This is a genomic window from Bosea sp. 29B (assembly GCF_902506165.1).
In the GTDB taxonomy this organism is placed as follows: domain Bacteria; phylum Pseudomonadota; class Alphaproteobacteria; order Rhizobiales; family Beijerinckiaceae; genus Allobosea.
In genome coordinates, this window is sequence record NZ_LR733817.1 from 3,775,753 (window position 1) to 3,789,782 (window position 14,030).

Below are 14,030 nucleotides of genomic sequence, written 5' to 3' on the forward strand. Positions count from 1 at the left end.
TCAAGCAGCCAGCAACGATTTGCCGTTTTGGGCATGGGCGGTCACCGCCAGGATCTGACCGGGCGCAACGCCATGGCCGAAGCGCACCAGCGTGAAATCCTCGGCTCGGCCGGTATCGCCGCGCTCGGTCAGGACCGAGAGCGGCCGGCCGATGCGGGCGGACAGATGCCGACCATAGGCAGCCTCTGCGGCCTCCCGCAGGCGGGCCGCGCGCTCCTTGATCTCGCCGCCGGCGACCTGCGGCATGCGTGCCGCCGGCGTGCCGGGCCGCGGCGAAAACGGGAAGCCGTGGACATAGGATAGTCCGCACTCCTCGATCAGTGCGAGCGTGCGCGAGAACATTGCCTCGTCCTCGGTCGGGAAGCCCGCGATCAGATCGGCGCCGAAGACGATGTCGGGGCGCAGGGCCCGCAACTCCTTGCAGAAGCTGACCGCTTCGGCACGGCTGTGGCGGCGTTTCATCCGTTTCAGCACGAGGTCGTCGCCCGATTGCAGCGACAGGTGCAGATGCGGCATCAGCCGCGATTCCTCGGCGATGAGATCGCGCAGATCGTCGTCGACCTCCACAGCGTCGAGCGAGGACAGACGCAGGCGCTTCAGCTCGGGCAGCGCTGCGAGGATCGCGCCGACGAGAGCGCCGAGCGTCGGCCCGTCCGATTGCTCCCGGCCATAGCTCGTCAGGTCGACCCCGGTCAGCACGATCTCGCTGGCGCCCTCCTCGACGAGGCGGCGCGCCTGCGCGACGACCTCTTCCACCGAAGAAGAACGGGCATTGCCGCGCCCGAGCGGGATGACGCAGAAGGTGCAGCGATGGTCGCAGCCGTTCTGCACCTGCAGGAAGCCACGCGTATGCTGGCCGAGCGCCTGCGTGCGCTGTGGAGAGGCGTCGCGCGCCTGCATGATGTCGCCGACCATGATCTTGCTCGGCACGTCGGCCGGTGCACCGGCCCGCAGGCTGTTCGAGCTCGCGAGGGCCCGCCAGCTTGCCGCGTCGAGCTTCTCGGCGTTGCCGAGCACCCGCGCCACCTCCGGCATGGCGGCGAAGCGCGCGGGCTCTATCTGCGCGGCGCAGCCGGTGACGACGATCGGGCGCTCCGGCTTTTCGCGGGCGAGCCGGCGGATCGCCTGGCCGGCCTGGCGCACGGCTTCCGCGGTCACCGCGCAACTGTTGATCACCGCGAGGTCGGAGAGACCGGCGGTGCGTGCCTGCCGCTCGACCGTCTCGCTCTCGACGAGGTTCAGCCGGCAGCCGAAGGTGACGAGCTCGACGCCCATCAGGCGACGGCGGCGAAGAGACCGGGCTCCAGCACGCCCTCCCAGTCGAGCGCCGCCGGGCCAGTCATCAGCACATGGCCGTCGCTCTCGCGCCATTCGATGACGAGGTCGCCGCCGGGCAGGCTGACGGTCGCCTTGCGTTCGGAGAGCTCGCGCCGCACGGCAGCGACCAGCGCCGCGCAGGCGCCCGAGCCGCAGGCCCGGGTGATGCCGGCGCCGCGCTCCCAGACCCGCAGCACGATATGGTCCGGCGCCTTGACCGCGGCGAGGCCGATATTGGCGCGGTCCGGGAAGATCGGGTGGTTCTCCAGCAGCGGGCCGATCTGCTCGAGATTGAAGCGATAGGGATCGTCGACGAAGAACACCGCGTGCGGGTTGCCCATGCTGACGGCGCAGGGCGTGTGCAGGATCGGATCGTCGATCGGCCCGATCTGCAGTTCGAAACGGCGGGTGTCCTCGAAGGGCTCGGCCAGCGGGATCTCGTCCCAGGCCAGGCGTGGCGCCCCCATGTCGACAGTGAAGACGGCCTCCGACAGACGCGCCACCGGCAGCAGCCCGGCCTTGGTCTGCAGCAGGAGCCCGTTGCGGCCGGCCTGACCCATCTCAGGGTCGGCGGTCATCGCCCAGGCGACGCAGCGCGTGCCGTTGCCACAGGCGCCGGCCTCGGAGCCGTCGGTGTTGTAGATGCGGACATAGGCGTCGATTCCCGCCGCCTTGGCGTCGTGCAGGACCATCAACTGGTCGAAGCGGGTGCGCTCCTGGCTCGCGATGGCGCGAGCCTCGGCCTCGGAGACGATATGCTTCGTTCCGCGCAGATCGAGTACGGTGATCTCGTTGCCGAGCCCGTTCATCTTGAGGAACCGGCGATTGGCGAGGGCGTTCATATCGTCACAAGTCCATGATGCTGGCGGTATATGAGCGCGATGCCGAAAAAATGCCACCCTTCGCGATCTTCCTGCCGTAGCGGGATCATCGTAGTTTGCGGCACGGCGCGAATCGGTCGTGTCAGCTCGGGATATTCGGGTATGCGGCAGTCGAGATTCAGCGCGCTCCTTATTGTGCTCGCCTTTGCCTATCCGGCCGCCGCGCAGACGCGCGTGGCGCCGCCTACGGCTGTGGAGAGCACGCCGCTCGCCGCGCCGCCGGGGACCGCGACGCCGGCGCAGAATGCCCAGCCGGCCCAGCAGGCGCCGACCCAGAGCCAGGGCAGCCAGCCGGCTCAGGCCGAACCGCAGCCGGTGCAGCCGCCGCCGGCGCTTCAATCACCCGTGACGCCGCAGCCGGTGCAGCCGGCTCCCCAGGCGCCGGCCGAGCCGCAACCCGTCCAACCGCCGCCGACCCTGCCCAGCCCGCAGCCGGTGCCGCCCGTGCAGCAACAGCAGACCGGCACGCCCGACTCGAATGCGACGCTCGCCGGCAAGAAGGGCGACCCCTCCGATGTCGACGAGGTCCAGCTGACGGCCAAGCCCGTATTGCTGTTCGCCGGGCAGGCGAGCTGGGACCAGGGCTTCAAGAAGCTGGGGGAAACCATCGCGCTCCTGCGAGCGGAGGCCGACAAGGCCGGGCTCAAGGTCGCGGGCCGGCCACTCAGCCTGTTCGTCGAGACCGACGACAACGGCTTCAAGTTCGAGGCTATGCTGCCGGTCGACAAGGCAGCGGCCGCGCCGCTGGCGAACGGCGTGCGCAATGCGCAGTCACCGGTCGGCCGCGCCCTGCGCTTCGTTCATACCGCGCCCTATGACGACATCGATTCGACCTATGAGACGATCACGGCCTATCTTGAGGCCAAGAACATCGTCGTGAAGGACGCTTTCCTCGAGGAGTATGTCAGCGATCTCAAGGACGCCGGCGATCCGAACCTCGAGATCAACGTCTACGTCCAGCCGAAATAGCGGGCAGCGCTGCCCTCATCATGGTCGGGCTTGTCCCGACCATCCACGTCACGGCGGGCGCAGTCTTCACGCCTCCCACACCAGCCCCGGCCGCATCGGCCGGAAGCGCTCCTCGGGCAATCCCGCCTTCTCCAGCGCGATCGTGAGCGCTTCGGGCGGGCGGGTGACGCCCTCGTCGGTGAGCTGAAAGGTGCCCCAGTGGTGGCCGAGCGCCTGCTCGGCGCGCAGCGAGCGCATCACTTTGACCGCCTCTTCCGGGTTCATGTGATTGTCGCTCATGAACCAGCGTGGCTCATAGGCGCCGATCGGCAGCGCCGCCAGCCGGAACGGGCCGTGCTCCCTGCCGAGCCGCTCATAGAGCGAGCCGTCATGGTAGCCGGTATCGCCGATATGGAAGAGCTTGCCGGCCGGCGTCTCGATCACGAAGGAGCACCACAGCGCCATGCGCCTGTCGAAGGCGCCGCGCGCCGACCAGTGATAGCTCGGCACCAGCGCGGTCGCGACCTTGTCCGACAATTCGAGCCGCGTACCCCAGTCATGCGCCTCGGCCCGAACGCTCGCCTCGCGCGCCTTGACGATCACATCGTTGCCGAGCGGCATGATCATGCGCGGATTGTCGCGGGCATGGACCTGCGCCAGCGTCTCGACGTCGAGATGGTCGTAATGGTTGTGCGTCACCAGCACGACGTCGATCCTCGGCAGGTCGGCGAAGGCGACACCGGGGGCGTTCACGCGCTTGGGCCCGAAGAAGGAGAACGGGCTGGCGCGTTCGGAAAAGACCGGGTCGATCAGGATGTTGAGGCCGGCGACCTGGTAGAGGAAGGAGGCGTGGCCGAGATGGACGACGCGCAAGCCTTCGACACGCGCGGGTGGCTTGTCCTGCGGCGGCGCTTCATACAGCGCCGGGAAGACCTCGCGCTTGCGCTTCGAGAACTGCCAGCGCAGCACATCGGTCAAACCCTTGGTGACCGGCCGGCCGTCGGTGAAGATCAGACCGTCGAAATGGTCGCTGACCGGGCCCTGGTAATAGGGATTGCGCGAGCGCGCATAGGAGGCCCAGGCGAAGCCGGAGGAGCCGAGAAGGGCGGGGATGCCGAGGAGGCGCAGGAGCTTGCGGCGTGTCATGGCATAGTCAGGTCGTGCGCGTATCGCGCAGCGTCAAGACCGTGCCGTCCGTTTCAAGACAACTTGATCGCCGTCGCGTGCAGCCAGCGTGTCGGCTCCTGGTCGTAGCCGCCGCCCAGATCCTCCTCGATATCGATGCGGCTCCAGCCGTTCTCGCCATAGGCCGTGCGCAGCCACGCAGCGTCCGGATAGTTGTAGTAGCGGCCGAAGCGGTCGCGGCCTTCCGCCTCGCCGGCTTTGTAGCTGGCGTAGAAGACGCCCCCCGGCCGCAAGGCCCGATGCACTCTCGCGACGATACCGGGCAGGGCCGGCCGCGGGACATGCAGCAGGCAGGCATTGGCCCAGACGCCGTCGAAGGCAGCATCCGCCACGAGGTTTTCGAACAGCAGCACGGAGACCGGCCGGCCAAGGCGCTTCTGCGCCTGTGCGGCGAGCTCGGGCGAGCCGTCGGTCGGCATGACGTCGAGGCCGAGCCCGAGCAGGGCTTCGCTGTCCTGCCCGCCGCCGCAGCCGAGTTCGAGCACTTGGCCGCCTGTCGGTATGAGTTCGGCGAAGCGTCGCAACCGCGCCTCGCCGAGTTCGCGGGCGCGCCCGGCATAGACCTGTGCCTCGGCCGCGTAGAAGCCGAGCGTATCCGCGTCGCGTCCGCTCATGCGTGATCCCTTAGTTGCTGCCCGAGCGCACCGCGACGGTGGCGATGCCGGCGCCGATCAGCAATGTGCCGCCGGCCTTGTTGAACAGGCCGATCGCACGGGGATTGCCGACGAGGGTGCGGGCGCGCGAGGCGATCAGCGCGTAGCCGAAGGCGTTGGCGAAGGCGAGGGTGATGAAGGTCGCCTCGAAGATCAGCATCTGCGTCCAGAAGTCGGCCTTCGGGTCGAGGAACTGCGGCAGGAAGGCGACGAAGAAGGTGATGCTCTTCGGGTTCAGCGCCGTCACCAGCCAGGCATGGCCGAGCATCTTCAGCGTCGAGCTCGCGTCCCGGCGCGGCTCGGCATCGAGGCTGCCGCCGGCCCGGAAGAGCTTGACGCCGAGATAGATCAGATAGGCCGCGCCCGCCCATTTCAGCGCGGTGAAGATCGTCGCGGAGGTGGCGAGCAGCGCGCCGACCCCGAGCATCGACAAGGTCATCGCGGTGAAATCGCCGAGCGCGACGCCGACCGCCATCGGCAGTGCGGTGCGCCAGCCCTGGCCGAGCGCATAGGAGATCACCAGCAGGATGGTCGGCCCGGGGATGACGAGGAGGATGGCGGTGGCGGCGGCGAAGGCGGCCCAGGCTTCGAAGGTCATGATGTGAAGGCTCCGCTAAAAACCAGAGCCATCACCAGAGTGGGGTCATTGTAAAGGGCTATCTTGCGCGCAGATAGCCGTGCAAGGCCGTCATGACTTCTGCAAGCTGCTCGCTGCCGATCCGGCCGATCGCTTGCGCATGGCGCGCCTCGATCGTGGCGATCTTGCAAGGGCGGATCGTCGATGGCGCGGGTAGCCCCGCTTCACGGTATTGCGCTCCCAGCGGCACGTCACCCGGCCAAGGACGGTTCTCTGCGCTGGTGATCATCACAACCCAAAGCAGCGCAGCGCCGTCTCCAATGCCGCCGGCCGACACGACCAGCGCTGGCCGATGCTGGCGCGTCGCGCGATCGGTATAGGGAAAGGGGACACGGACGACGTCGCCCTGCTCAAAGCTCGGCATAAGCCTTCCGATCCGCCTCGCTGTCCCATTCGCCGAATGTCGCGAACGGGTCTTCAGCAGCCGGCGAGGTCGCCTTGCTGATCACGACATGATCGTCGGCGATCACATAGGCGATCTCATCGCCATCCCGGAGCTTGAGGGCGGCGCGGACCGATTGCGGAATCGTCGTCTGCGCCTTGCTTGTCAGCTTGCTTGTGATCATCACGACCTCCTGTCGGATAGGTAAGGAATTTCCTTTCTTTCTGCAATCCGTTCGCGATGCCGTCTTAGAGCGGCGCGCCCCAGCGGAAGGTGGTCGTCCCGCTGCCGCGCACGGGGACCAGCGGCCCGGCCGACATTTCCTGCCGCTTCTCGGGTTCGCCCGCCAGCACCAGCGTCCACCAGGCGCCGTAGCGGGTCTGCGGATTCTTTGCGAGGGCAAGGCCGATGCGCGTCGCCTGCGGCATGGAGAGATTGGCCTCGTGGCCCGACGATTTCTTCCAGCCGTCGAAGGCTTCCTGCGTCGAGTAGTAACCGGCCCCGAGATTCTCCGCGGCCCGCACCGTGTCGAGGCCGGCGCCGTTGACCCGGGAACTGAAGCTACCGGCGGCGCTATGCGAGAGGTCGTCGCTGGCCGCCATCGCGTCGGACTGGCGCTGGGCCATCGTGGTCAGTGTCGAATCGAGCCGGACCGGGCCGAGGCCCTTGCCGGCGCGATAGGCGTTGAGGATACGCACCGCTTCGGCCGGATCGGCCTTCACCGCGGCGAGGCGCTCGATCTTGCGCGGGCTCGGCGCCGTGGTTTCGCGCTGCGCCCCGGCGCAGCCGGCCAGAAGCAGGGCGGTCAGGAGGGCTGCGCCCACATGTCTTGTCATTGTGTCGATCTCGGCTTCTGCTGCGCCACGCCGACGAAGCAGGGCCGGACCTAGGCGAGGAATACGGCGCGATTATCGCAGCCCTAGCCAGGAGGAAACCCCATGGGCGATGACGAACAGGCGATCCGGGAACTCGTCGAGACCTGGATGAGCGCGACCAAGGCGGGCGATGCGGCGACCGTGCTCGACCTGATGAGTGACGACGTGGTCTTCATGGTTCCCGGCGCCGAGCCCTTTGGCAAGGAGGCTTTCGCCGCCGCGCTGAAGGGGCTGGGAACGATGACGATCGAGGGCCGCAGCGACATCCATGAGCTCTCAGTGCTCGGCGACATCGCCTGGCTGCGCAACCGGATCGAGATGACGGCGACCGCGCCGGACGGCAAGGCCATCCGCCGTTCCGGATACACGCTGACGATCCTGCGCAAGGAAGCCGACGGGCGCTGGCGGCTCTCCCGCGACGCCAATCTGCTGACGACGCAGGATTAGCCCTGCGCGCCGGAGATCACACGGCAGAGAGCGTCGCGGACGTAAGCTTCCGGTGCGACCTGGCCCTGCTGGACGACGAAGACCGCATCGACGCGCGTGCCGCTGCCGCTCTTGCGGGCGGTGATGCGCAGGGTTTGCGGCCGGCCCGAGCCGGAGGTTTCCTGGATGGCGACCACGGAGCTGGTCGCATTCTCGATGCGCATGTCGGCGAAGCCTTCGGACGAGACGGCGGCGCCGAGATCCTTCAACACCCGGGCCGGCGCGCGCTTTTGCACGATATCCCAGGTCTTGTAGGTCAGCCCGGTCAGCATCGGCGTGCCGACCACGGAGAAATTGCCTTCGCAGGACTGGGCTTGCGCCTGGGTGAGGCCGAGCGCGAACAGCGCGGCGGCAAGGACCGGAAGCTTCATGTCATCTCCGTGATAGGATAGCGCGCGGCTGGCGCAGCCGCCGCTTGCGCGCTTCAGCTTGACTTTCGCCGCATTTGTCCGCTTTAACGCGCGCATTCGTTTCGCCGACATCGCCGAAACCTCATCCGCCGACCGGGCCGCCCAGCGGCTTTCATGAGCCCGGAGGTCAACGCCCGACAGCGCGTCTGCGCCCTCGGGCGCGAAACCGTTTGGCGGATGACTGATGCGATATCGGCTTCTTGAGGCCAGGCAAAGCAGGACCGCATGTTCGGCACGCTGAGCGATAGACTTTCCGGCATCCTCTCGGGCCTGACCCGCAGGGGCGCGCTGACCGAGGACGACGTCAACGCCGCGTTGCGCGAGGTGCGCCGGGCGCTGCTCGAGGCCGACGTCGCGCTCGAGGTCGTGCGCAGCTTCACCGACAAGGTCCGTGAGCGCGCCGTCGGCGCCGAGGTGCTGAAGTCGGTCACGCCCGGCCAGCAGGTCATCAAGATCGTCAACGACGTCCTGATCGACACGCTCGGCGGCGAGGGCGAAGGCATCACCTTCGACGCCGTGCCGCCGGTGCCGATCCTGATGGTGGGTCTGCAAGGTTCGGGTAAAACGACCTCGACCGCGAAGATCGCCAGGCGCCTGACCGATCGGGACAAGAAGAAGGTCCTGATGGCGTCGCTCGATACGCGCCGTCCGGCCGCGATGGAGCAGCTCGCCATCCTCGGCAAGCAGGTCGGCGTCGAGACGCTGCCGATCGTCGCCGGCCAGTCGGCCGTGCAGATCGCGCGGCGCGCCATCGAAGCCGGCAAGCTCGGCGGCTACGACGTCGTCATGCTCGACACCGCCGGCCGCGTCACGCTCGACGAGGCGCTGATGGCCGAGGTCGCCGAGGTCAAGGCGGCGACCAATCCCCATGAAGTCCTGCTCGTCGCCGACGCGCTGACCGGCCAGGACGCGGTCAACACGGCGCGGGCCTTCGACGGCCGCGTCGGCCTTACCGGCATTGTCCTGACCCGCATGGACGGCGACGGCCGCGGCGGCGCGGCGCTTTCGATGCGCGCCGTCACCGGCAAGCCGATCAAGCTCGTCGGCACCGGCGAGAAGACAGACGCGCTCGAGGACTTCCATCCCTCGCGCGTCGCCAACCGCATCCTCGGCATGGGCGACATCGTCGGCCTGGTCGAGAAGGCGGCCGCCACGGTTGACGCCGACAAGGCGCAGGAACTGGCGCAGCGCCTCGCCAAGGGCAATTTCGATCTCGGCGACCTGCGCACCCAGCTCCAGCAGATGGAGAAGATGGGCGGCCTCGGCGGGCTGATGGGCATGCTGCCTGGTATGGCCCAGATGAAGAACCAGATCGCCAGCTCGAAGATGGACGACAAGGTCATCGCCCGGCAGATCGCGATCATCAATTCGATGACGGCGGCCGAGCGTCGCAATCCCGATCTGCTCAAGAACAGCCGAAAGAAGCGCATCGCTGCCGGCTCCGGCACCTCGCCCGAGGCGATCAACAAGCTGCTCAAGATGCATCGCCAGATGGCGGACATGATGAAGCAGATGTCCCGCCAGAAGGGCGGCATGCTCGGCAAGCTCGGCAGCATGTTCGGGCTCGGTGGTGGCGGCATGCCGGCCGGCATGCCCGACCCCTCGAAGATGGATCCCGCCCAGCTCGCCGAACTGCAGAAGCAGCTCGGCGCCGGTGGCGGCCTGCCTTCGCTGCCTTCGGGCGGCTTCCCCGGTCTGCCCAAGGGCGTCACCCCGCCCGCCGGCATGATGCCGAAATTGCCCGGCCTCGGCGGCATGCCCGGCCTCGGCAACAACCCGTTCAAGAAGAAGTAATTCTACCGCTCGAACCAAAGGAAGAAGAGCAATGTCCCTGAAGATCCGCCTGACCCGTGGTGGCGCCAAGAAGCGCCCGTACTATCGCATCGTCGTCGCCGACGCCCGCTCGCCGCGCGATGGCCGCTTCATCGAGAAGATCGGCGCCTACGACCCGATGAAGGCCAAGGACTCTCCCGAGCGCGTTGTCCTGGATCTGGAAAAAGCCAAGGCCTGGCTTGCCAAGGGCGCCCAGCCGACCGATCGCGTCCTGCGCTTCCTCGACGCTGCCGGCGTGTCCAAGCGCCCGGCCCGCAATAACCCGAACAAGGCTGTTCCCGGCGACAAGGCCAAGGAGCGCGCCGAGAAGAAGGCCGAGAAGGCCGCCGCCCCTGCGGCTGAGTGAGCCAACCATGTGCAGGGCGTCATTCCCGGGCGAAGCGCAGCGTAGACCCGGGAATCTCCGGCAGGAGATGCTCGGGTCAAGCCCGAGCATGACGCGCTGACATGAGCGACGATCTCGTCCTGCTCGGTATCGTCGGCGCGCCGCATGGCGTGCGCGGCGAGGTCCGGATCAAGACCTTCACGGCCGATCCGCTGGCGCTCGCCGAATACGGCCCGCTTGTCGACGAGAAGGGCCGGCGCTTCGAGATCGCCGATATCAGGCCCGCCAAGGAAGTGGTCGTCGCCCGCCTCAAGGGCGTGACCAGCCGCGAGGGAGCGGAACTGCTCAACGGCGTGAAGCTCCATATCGAGCGTTCGCGCCTGCAGCAGCCCGAGGACGAGGACGAGTTCCTGCAGGCCGACCTCGTCGGCTGCAGCGTCGTCGGGCCGGACGGCGCCATCCTCGGGACTGTCACTGCCGTCGCCAATTACGGCGCCGGCGACCTCATCGACATCGAGACGCCGGATGGCCGCTCGGTGCTGATGCCTTTCACCAAGGCCTATGCGCCGCGCATCGACATCGCCGCCAAGCGCATCGAGGCTCTGCCTCCCGCCGGTCTGTTCGAGGATGACGATGCTGCCTGAGACACCGGCCAAGGCTCTGATCTTCGACATGGACGGCACCATCGTCGACAATATGCGCTACCACGACGATGCCTGGGAGGTCTGGTACCGCAAATACGGCCTGCCCTTCGAGCGCGCGACCTTCTCGGCCCGCACCGCCGGCATGGCAATCTCCGACATCATCGGCCCACATTTCCCCGGTGCCGACGCGGCCGAGCTCGACCGGCTCGCCGAGGAAAAGGAAGGGCTCTATCGCGAGACCTACGGCCCGCTGGTCAAGCCGCTGGGCGGACTGATCGACCTGCTCGACCGGGCGCGCGATCACGAGGTTCCGATGGCGGTCGGCACCGCCGCCGCCCCGCCGAACATTGCCCTGATCCTCGACACGCTCTCCCTGCGCCAGCGCTTCGCCACCATTGTCTCGCCGAGCCAGGGTTTCCCGGGCAAGCCGCGTCCCGACATGTTCCTGGCGGCGGCTGAGCGCATGGGCGTCAAGCCGGCCGACTGCATCGTCTTCGAGGATGCGCCCAACGGCGTCGAGGCGGCCCGCCGCGCCGGCATGCGCGCCGTCGCAGTACTGACCATGCTGCCGGCGCAGGCCTTCGCCGCCTTCGACAACGTCATCGCCAGCGTCGACGACTATGCGGCGCTGAATGGCAATCCGGCGCTCGCCTTCGCCTGACCGGGCGGTTGCTGCTCGTAGCGCGCCCGTTTAGGCTGCGCACTCCATGAAGCAGGCTCACTGTACCAGCTCCATCGCGTTCCCACTCGTCTGAGGCGAGGAACGCAAGACCGGACGGGGATCGGCAAGGCCGATCGCCCGCGTTTTCCTGTGTCTTTCGGCCGGCGGCTTCCCAGAAAGCGCCAGCCTTTGCGAGCTGAACATGACCAACTTCTTCGAGAGCCCGTTCAAGGGCATTCCGCTCACCGAGCAGGTGCGCCATCCCAACATCGTCGCGGGGCGCTACAGCTATTATTCCGGCTACTACCATGGCCACGGCTTCGACGATTGCGCCCGCTTCCTGCCGCCGCACGAGGGCGCCGACCGGCTGATCGTCGGCAGCTTCTGCTCGATCGGTTCGGGCGCCGCTTTCATCATGGCCGGCAATCAGGGCCACCGGAACGACTGGGTCAGCACCTTCCCGTTCCACTACGTTCCGGAGGAACCAAACTTCGCCGGCGCGTGCGACGGTTATCTGCCGGCCGGCGACACGGTCATCGGCAACGATGTCTGGATTGGCTCGGAAGCCATCGTCATGCCTGGCGTCACCATCGGCCATGGCGCGGTGATCGGGACGCGGGCGCTCGTCACCCGCGATGTCGAGCCCTATGCCATCATCGGCGGCAATCCGGGCAAGCTGATCCGCAAGCGCTTCGATGACAAGCGGATCGCGTTGCTGCTTGAAATGTCCTGGTGGGACTGGAGCGACGAGCAGTTGCGCGCTGCGATGGCGCTGCTGACCAGCGGCGATATCGAGGAGCTCCACACCCACTGGTGCGAGCACGTCCGGCAGGCTTGAGACCGCTGTTGGCGGCTGCGCTCGGGTGATGACGCGGCCGCCATTTCATGCCAGCAGAGGCCATGACCTTTCGCGCCAGCGTCCTCACCCTCTATCCCGAGATGTTTCCTGGCCCGCTCGGTGCTTCGCTGGCGGGAGAGGGCCTGCGTACCGGGCTCTGGTCGCTGGAGACGCATCAGATCCGCGAGCATGGCATCGGCCGCCATCGCAATGTCGATGACACCCCGGCCGGCGGCGGCGCCGGCATGGTGCTGCGCTGCGACGTGCTGGCGGCGGCGATCGACGCTGCGGTTCCGGCAGGCGATGCCCGGCCGCGCCTCTTGATGTCGCCGCGCGGCCGGCCGCTCAGCCAGCGCATGGTCCGCGACTACGTCGCCGGCGACGGCGTCGTCATCGTCTGCGGCCGCTTCGAGGGCGTCGACGAGCGCGTGATCGAGGGGCGGGGGCTGACCGAGGTCTCGGTCGGCGACTACATCCTCTCCGGTGGCGAGATGGCGGCCATGGTGCTGCTCGACGCCTGCGTGCGCCTGATCCCCGGCGTGATGGGCAAGGAGGCCTCCGGCACTGAGGAGAGCTTCGAGAACGGCCTGTTGGAATATCCGCACTATACCCGCCCGCGCGAATGGGAGGGCAGGGGCCTGCCCGAGGCGCTGCTCTCCGGCGACCATGCCCGCATCGCGCGCTGGCGCCGCGAGCAGGCGGAGCAGATCACGCGGGAGCGGCGGCCGGATCTGCTCTCTCCTTCTCCCCTCGGGGGAGAAGGTGGCAGCGCGAAGCGCTGACGGATGAGGGAATAACGGCTCACTCAGTCGAGGCGCCCTCATCCCCTGCCGGGCCTTCTCCCCCGAGGGGAGAAGGAAGCTCGTCACGGATAGCTCGTCACCGGCAAGCCTTCCGCCAGCCAGCCCTTGTCTTTGGGATTGCCGAGCAGGCCGCCACGGACATCGACCAGCTCCCTCCAGCCGCGCGCCGCGAGCGTCTTCTGCAAGGTCGAGGTGCGGTTGCCGGTCCGGCAGATCAGCGCGATCGGCTTGCCAGGGTGGTCGAGCTTCAGCGCCGCCAGCCTGACCTCGAAGGCGCTGCCGGTCATGTCGAGCTTGATCGCGCCCTCCGGCACGCCGGTATCGGTCCATTCCTCCGGCGTGCGGATGTCAACGAGGGTGAGCTTGCCGGCCTTGGCGGCGTCATGCGCCTCGCGCACCGAGAGCGAGGGCAGTGCCTGCTGAGCCACGGCGCGGGCCGATAGCGAGCAGAAGGCGGCGAACAGCAGGAGCGCACGGCGGTTCATGCCGGAGCGTTACCCAAAGGTGCGGGCGGCCGCAATTCACGAAGCTTGGAAACGGCTGCACCTGATCAAGGGCGCGTCGAGCGAAACCCGGTCCTGTCAGCCTCGGTGATCTCGCGCAGCACCTTGCAGGGCACGCCGGCTGCGATCACCCCGGCCGGAATGTCGCGGGTCACGACGCTGCCGGCCCCGATGATCGTATCGTCGCCGATGCTGACGCCCTGCGTGATCTGGACGCCGCCGCCGACCCAGACGCGGTTGCCGATCGTCACGGGCCTGACATAGCAGCCGCCCGCCACCCGCTCGGCCGGGTCGAAGGCGTGGTTCGCCGTATAGATGCCGACGCGTGGCCCGAGCAGGACATGGTCGCCAATGGTGATCTCGGCGCCATCCAGCATGACGCAGTCGAAATTGGCGTAGAAACTGCGGCCGATGCTGATGTTGAAACCGAGCTCGCAACGGAAATTCGGCTCGAAATACGCGCCGGGGCCGACATCGCGCAGGAAAGCGCGCAACAGCGCCTCGCGCGCCGCCTGCGGCTGGCCAAAGCTGCGGTTGTAGGCGTCGGTCAGGCCGACCGCCCGCGCCCGGGCCGCGATCAGCTCGGGCGTGAGGTCGTCATACATGCGCCCCGACAGCATCAGGGCGCGCTGCTCTTCGAGAGTCATCG

Annotated in this window: 19 protein-coding genes; 8 read left to right on the forward strand and 11 right to left on the reverse strand. The window is 67.8% G+C overall.

Annotated features, from left to right (window positions below):
* Both mtaB and dapF read right to left on the reverse strand, forming a co-directional pair.
* Complete coding sequence (gene mtaB / locus GV161_RS18290; protein WP_152017033.1) at positions 1–1,275, reverse strand: tRNA (N(6)-L-threonylcarbamoyladenosine(37)-C(2))-methylthiotransferase MtaB; 1,275 nt, start codon at positions 1,273–1,275, stop codon at positions 1–3.
* Positions 1,275–2,159: a diaminopimelate epimerase gene (dapF, locus tag GV161_RS18295; RefSeq protein ID WP_152017034.1), complete on the reverse strand. Its 885-nt coding sequence runs from the start codon at positions 2,157–2,159 to the stop codon at positions 1,275–1,277. The genes mtaB and dapF overlap by 1 nt, the downstream gene beginning before the upstream one ends.
* Positions 2,160–2,300: 141 nt before the next feature.
* Between dapF and GV161_RS18300 the strand changes: the two genes are divergently transcribed.
* Complete coding sequence (locus tag GV161_RS18300; protein ID WP_152017035.1) at positions 2,301–3,167, forward strand: GyrI-like domain-containing protein; 867 nt, start codon at positions 2,301–2,303, stop codon at positions 3,165–3,167.
* 66 nt (positions 3,168–3,233) lie between these two features.
* Here GV161_RS18300 and GV161_RS18305 read toward each other — a convergent pair whose 3' ends face one another.
* The 6 genes from GV161_RS18305 to GV161_RS18330 form a co-directional block, all read right to left on the reverse strand.
* Positions 3,234–4,292, reverse strand: a complete 1,059-nt coding sequence (locus GV161_RS18305) for an MBL fold metallo-hydrolase (RefSeq protein ID WP_152017036.1) — start codon at positions 4,290–4,292, stop codon at positions 3,234–3,236.
* 53 nt (positions 4,293–4,345) lie between these two features.
* Entirely contained in the window at positions 4,346–4,945 is a 600-nt protein-coding gene (locus GV161_RS18310) for a class I SAM-dependent methyltransferase (RefSeq protein WP_152017037.1), read from the reverse strand.
* Between the two features lie 10 nt (positions 4,946–4,955).
* Positions 4,956–5,582, reverse strand: a complete 627-nt coding sequence (locus tag GV161_RS18315) for a LysE family translocator (protein ID WP_152017038.1) — start codon at positions 5,580–5,582, stop codon at positions 4,956–4,958.
* A 58-nt stretch (positions 5,583–5,640) separates the two neighbouring features.
* Complete coding sequence (locus tag GV161_RS18320; RefSeq protein ID WP_152017039.1) at positions 5,641–5,985, reverse strand: type II toxin-antitoxin system PemK/MazF family toxin; 345 nt, start codon at positions 5,983–5,985, stop codon at positions 5,641–5,643.
* Positions 5,972–6,187, reverse strand: coding sequence for a type II toxin-antitoxin system PrlF family antitoxin (locus GV161_RS18325; RefSeq protein WP_152017040.1), 216 nt, complete (start codon positions 6,185–6,187; stop codon positions 5,972–5,974). The genes GV161_RS18320 and GV161_RS18325 overlap by 14 nt, the downstream gene beginning before the upstream one ends.
* Before the next feature lie 64 nt (positions 6,188–6,251).
* Positions 6,252–6,839, reverse strand: a complete 588-nt coding sequence (locus tag GV161_RS18330) for a CAP domain-containing protein (RefSeq protein ID WP_152017041.1) — start codon at positions 6,837–6,839, stop codon at positions 6,252–6,254.
* A gap of 102 nt (positions 6,840–6,941) precedes the next feature.
* Here GV161_RS18330 and GV161_RS18335 point away from each other — a divergent pair, with 102 nt between their 5' ends.
* Positions 6,942–7,325, forward strand: coding sequence for an SgcJ/EcaC family oxidoreductase (locus tag GV161_RS18335; RefSeq protein WP_152017042.1), 384 nt, complete (start codon positions 6,942–6,944; stop codon positions 7,323–7,325).
* Here the strand turns inward: GV161_RS18335 and GV161_RS18340 are convergent.
* The gene (locus GV161_RS18340) at positions 7,322–7,735 is read right to left on the reverse strand and encodes a hypothetical protein (protein ID WP_152017043.1); all 414 of its coding nucleotides are present in this window, start codon (positions 7,733–7,735) and stop codon (positions 7,322–7,324) included. The genes GV161_RS18335 and GV161_RS18340 overlap by 4 nt on opposite strands.
* Before the next feature lie 264 nt (positions 7,736–7,999).
* On the opposite strand from GV161_RS18340, the gene ffh reads away from it, so the two are divergent.
* From ffh to trmD, 6 genes are all read left to right on the forward strand, one after another.
* Positions 8,000–9,568 carry a signal recognition particle protein gene (gene ffh, locus GV161_RS18345; RefSeq protein WP_152017044.1) on the forward strand — a complete coding sequence of 523 codons (1,569 nt, stop codon included), beginning with the start codon at positions 8,000–8,002 and terminating at the stop codon, positions 9,566–9,568.
* Positions 9,569–9,599: 31 nt separating this feature from the next.
* Positions 9,600–9,953: a 30S ribosomal protein S16 gene (gene rpsP / locus GV161_RS18350; RefSeq protein WP_152017045.1), complete on the forward strand. Its 354-nt coding sequence runs from the start codon at positions 9,600–9,602 to the stop codon at positions 9,951–9,953.
* 101 nt (positions 9,954–10,054) lie between these two features.
* The gene (rimM, locus tag GV161_RS18355) at positions 10,055–10,576 is read left to right on the forward strand and encodes a ribosome maturation factor RimM (protein WP_152017046.1); all 522 of its coding nucleotides are present in this window, start codon (positions 10,055–10,057) and stop codon (positions 10,574–10,576) included.
* Positions 10,566–11,237, forward strand: a complete 672-nt coding sequence (locus GV161_RS18360) for an HAD family phosphatase (protein WP_152017047.1) — start codon at positions 10,566–10,568, stop codon at positions 11,235–11,237. The genes rimM and GV161_RS18360 overlap by 11 nt, the downstream gene beginning before the upstream one ends.
* Before the next feature lie 202 nt (positions 11,238–11,439).
* Entirely contained in the window at positions 11,440–12,075 is a 636-nt protein-coding gene (catB, locus tag GV161_RS18365; protein WP_152017048.1) for a type B chloramphenicol O-acetyltransferase, read from the forward strand.
* A gap of 62 nt (positions 12,076–12,137) precedes the next feature.
* The gene (gene trmD / locus GV161_RS18370) at positions 12,138–12,857 is read left to right on the forward strand and encodes a tRNA (guanosine(37)-N1)-methyltransferase TrmD (protein WP_152017049.1); all 720 of its coding nucleotides are present in this window, start codon (positions 12,138–12,140) and stop codon (positions 12,855–12,857) included.
* 83 nt (positions 12,858–12,940) lie between these two features.
* Here the strand turns inward: trmD and GV161_RS18375 are convergent, their stop codons facing one another.
* A complete protein-coding gene (locus GV161_RS18375; RefSeq protein ID WP_152017050.1) occupies positions 12,941–13,363 on the reverse strand; it encodes a rhodanese-like domain-containing protein in 423 nt (140 codons plus the stop codon).
* Between the two features lie 65 nt (positions 13,364–13,428).
* Positions 13,429–14,028, reverse strand: coding sequence for a sugar O-acetyltransferase (locus GV161_RS18380; RefSeq protein WP_152017051.1), 600 nt, complete (start codon positions 14,026–14,028; stop codon positions 13,429–13,431).
* Positions 14,029–14,030 lie beyond the last annotated feature (2 nt).

Excerpts from the sequence above, each read along its gene's own strand:
- mtaB (WP_152017033.1), bottom strand. The coding sequence starts at position 1,275 with ATGGGCGTCGAGCTCGTCACCTTCGGCTGCCGGCTGAACCTCGTCGAG.
- dapF (WP_152017034.1), bottom strand. The coding sequence starts at position 2,159 with ATGAACGCCCTCGCCAATCGCCGGTTCCTCAAGATGAACGGGCTCGGC.
- GV161_RS18300 (WP_152017035.1), top strand. The coding sequence starts at position 2,301 with ATGCGGCAGTCGAGATTCAGCGCGCTCCTTATTGTGCTCGCCTTTGCC.
- GV161_RS18305 (WP_152017036.1), bottom strand. The coding sequence starts at position 4,292 with ATGACACGCCGCAAGCTCCTGCGCCTCCTCGGCATCCCCGCCCTTCTC.
- GV161_RS18310 (WP_152017037.1), bottom strand. The coding sequence starts at position 4,945 with ATGAGCGGACGCGACGCGGATACGCTCGGCTTCTACGCGGCCGAGGCA.
- GV161_RS18315 (WP_152017038.1), bottom strand. The coding sequence starts at position 5,582 with ATGACCTTCGAAGCCTGGGCCGCCTTCGCCGCCGCCACCGCCATCCTC.
- GV161_RS18320 (WP_152017039.1), bottom strand. The coding sequence starts at position 5,985 with ATGCCGAGCTTTGAGCAGGGCGACGTCGTCCGTGTCCCCTTTCCCTAT.
- GV161_RS18325 (WP_152017040.1), bottom strand. The coding sequence starts at position 6,187 with ATGATCACAAGCAAGCTGACAAGCAAGGCGCAGACGACGATTCCGCAA.
- GV161_RS18330 (WP_152017041.1), bottom strand. The coding sequence starts at position 6,839 with ATGACAAGACATGTGGGCGCAGCCCTCCTGACCGCCCTGCTTCTGGCC.
- GV161_RS18335 (WP_152017042.1), top strand. The coding sequence starts at position 6,942 with ATGGGCGATGACGAACAGGCGATCCGGGAACTCGTCGAGACCTGGATG.
- GV161_RS18340 (WP_152017043.1), bottom strand. The coding sequence starts at position 7,735 with ATGAAGCTTCCGGTCCTTGCCGCCGCGCTGTTCGCGCTCGGCCTCACC.
- ffh (WP_152017044.1), top strand. The coding sequence starts at position 8,000 with ATGTTCGGCACGCTGAGCGATAGACTTTCCGGCATCCTCTCGGGCCTG.
- rpsP (WP_152017045.1), top strand. The coding sequence starts at position 9,600 with ATGTCCCTGAAGATCCGCCTGACCCGTGGTGGCGCCAAGAAGCGCCCG.
- rimM (WP_152017046.1), top strand. The coding sequence starts at position 10,055 with ATGAGCGACGATCTCGTCCTGCTCGGTATCGTCGGCGCGCCGCATGGC.
- GV161_RS18360 (WP_152017047.1), top strand. The coding sequence starts at position 10,566 with ATGCTGCCTGAGACACCGGCCAAGGCTCTGATCTTCGACATGGACGGC.
- catB (WP_152017048.1), top strand. The coding sequence starts at position 11,440 with ATGACCAACTTCTTCGAGAGCCCGTTCAAGGGCATTCCGCTCACCGAG.
- trmD (WP_152017049.1), top strand. The coding sequence starts at position 12,138 with ATGACCTTTCGCGCCAGCGTCCTCACCCTCTATCCCGAGATGTTTCCT.
- GV161_RS18375 (WP_152017050.1), bottom strand. The coding sequence starts at position 13,363 with ATGAACCGCCGTGCGCTCCTGCTGTTCGCCGCCTTCTGCTCGCTATCG.
- GV161_RS18380 (WP_152017051.1), bottom strand. The coding sequence starts at position 14,028 with ATGACTCTCGAAGAGCAGCGCGCCCTGATGCTGTCGGGGCGCATGTAT.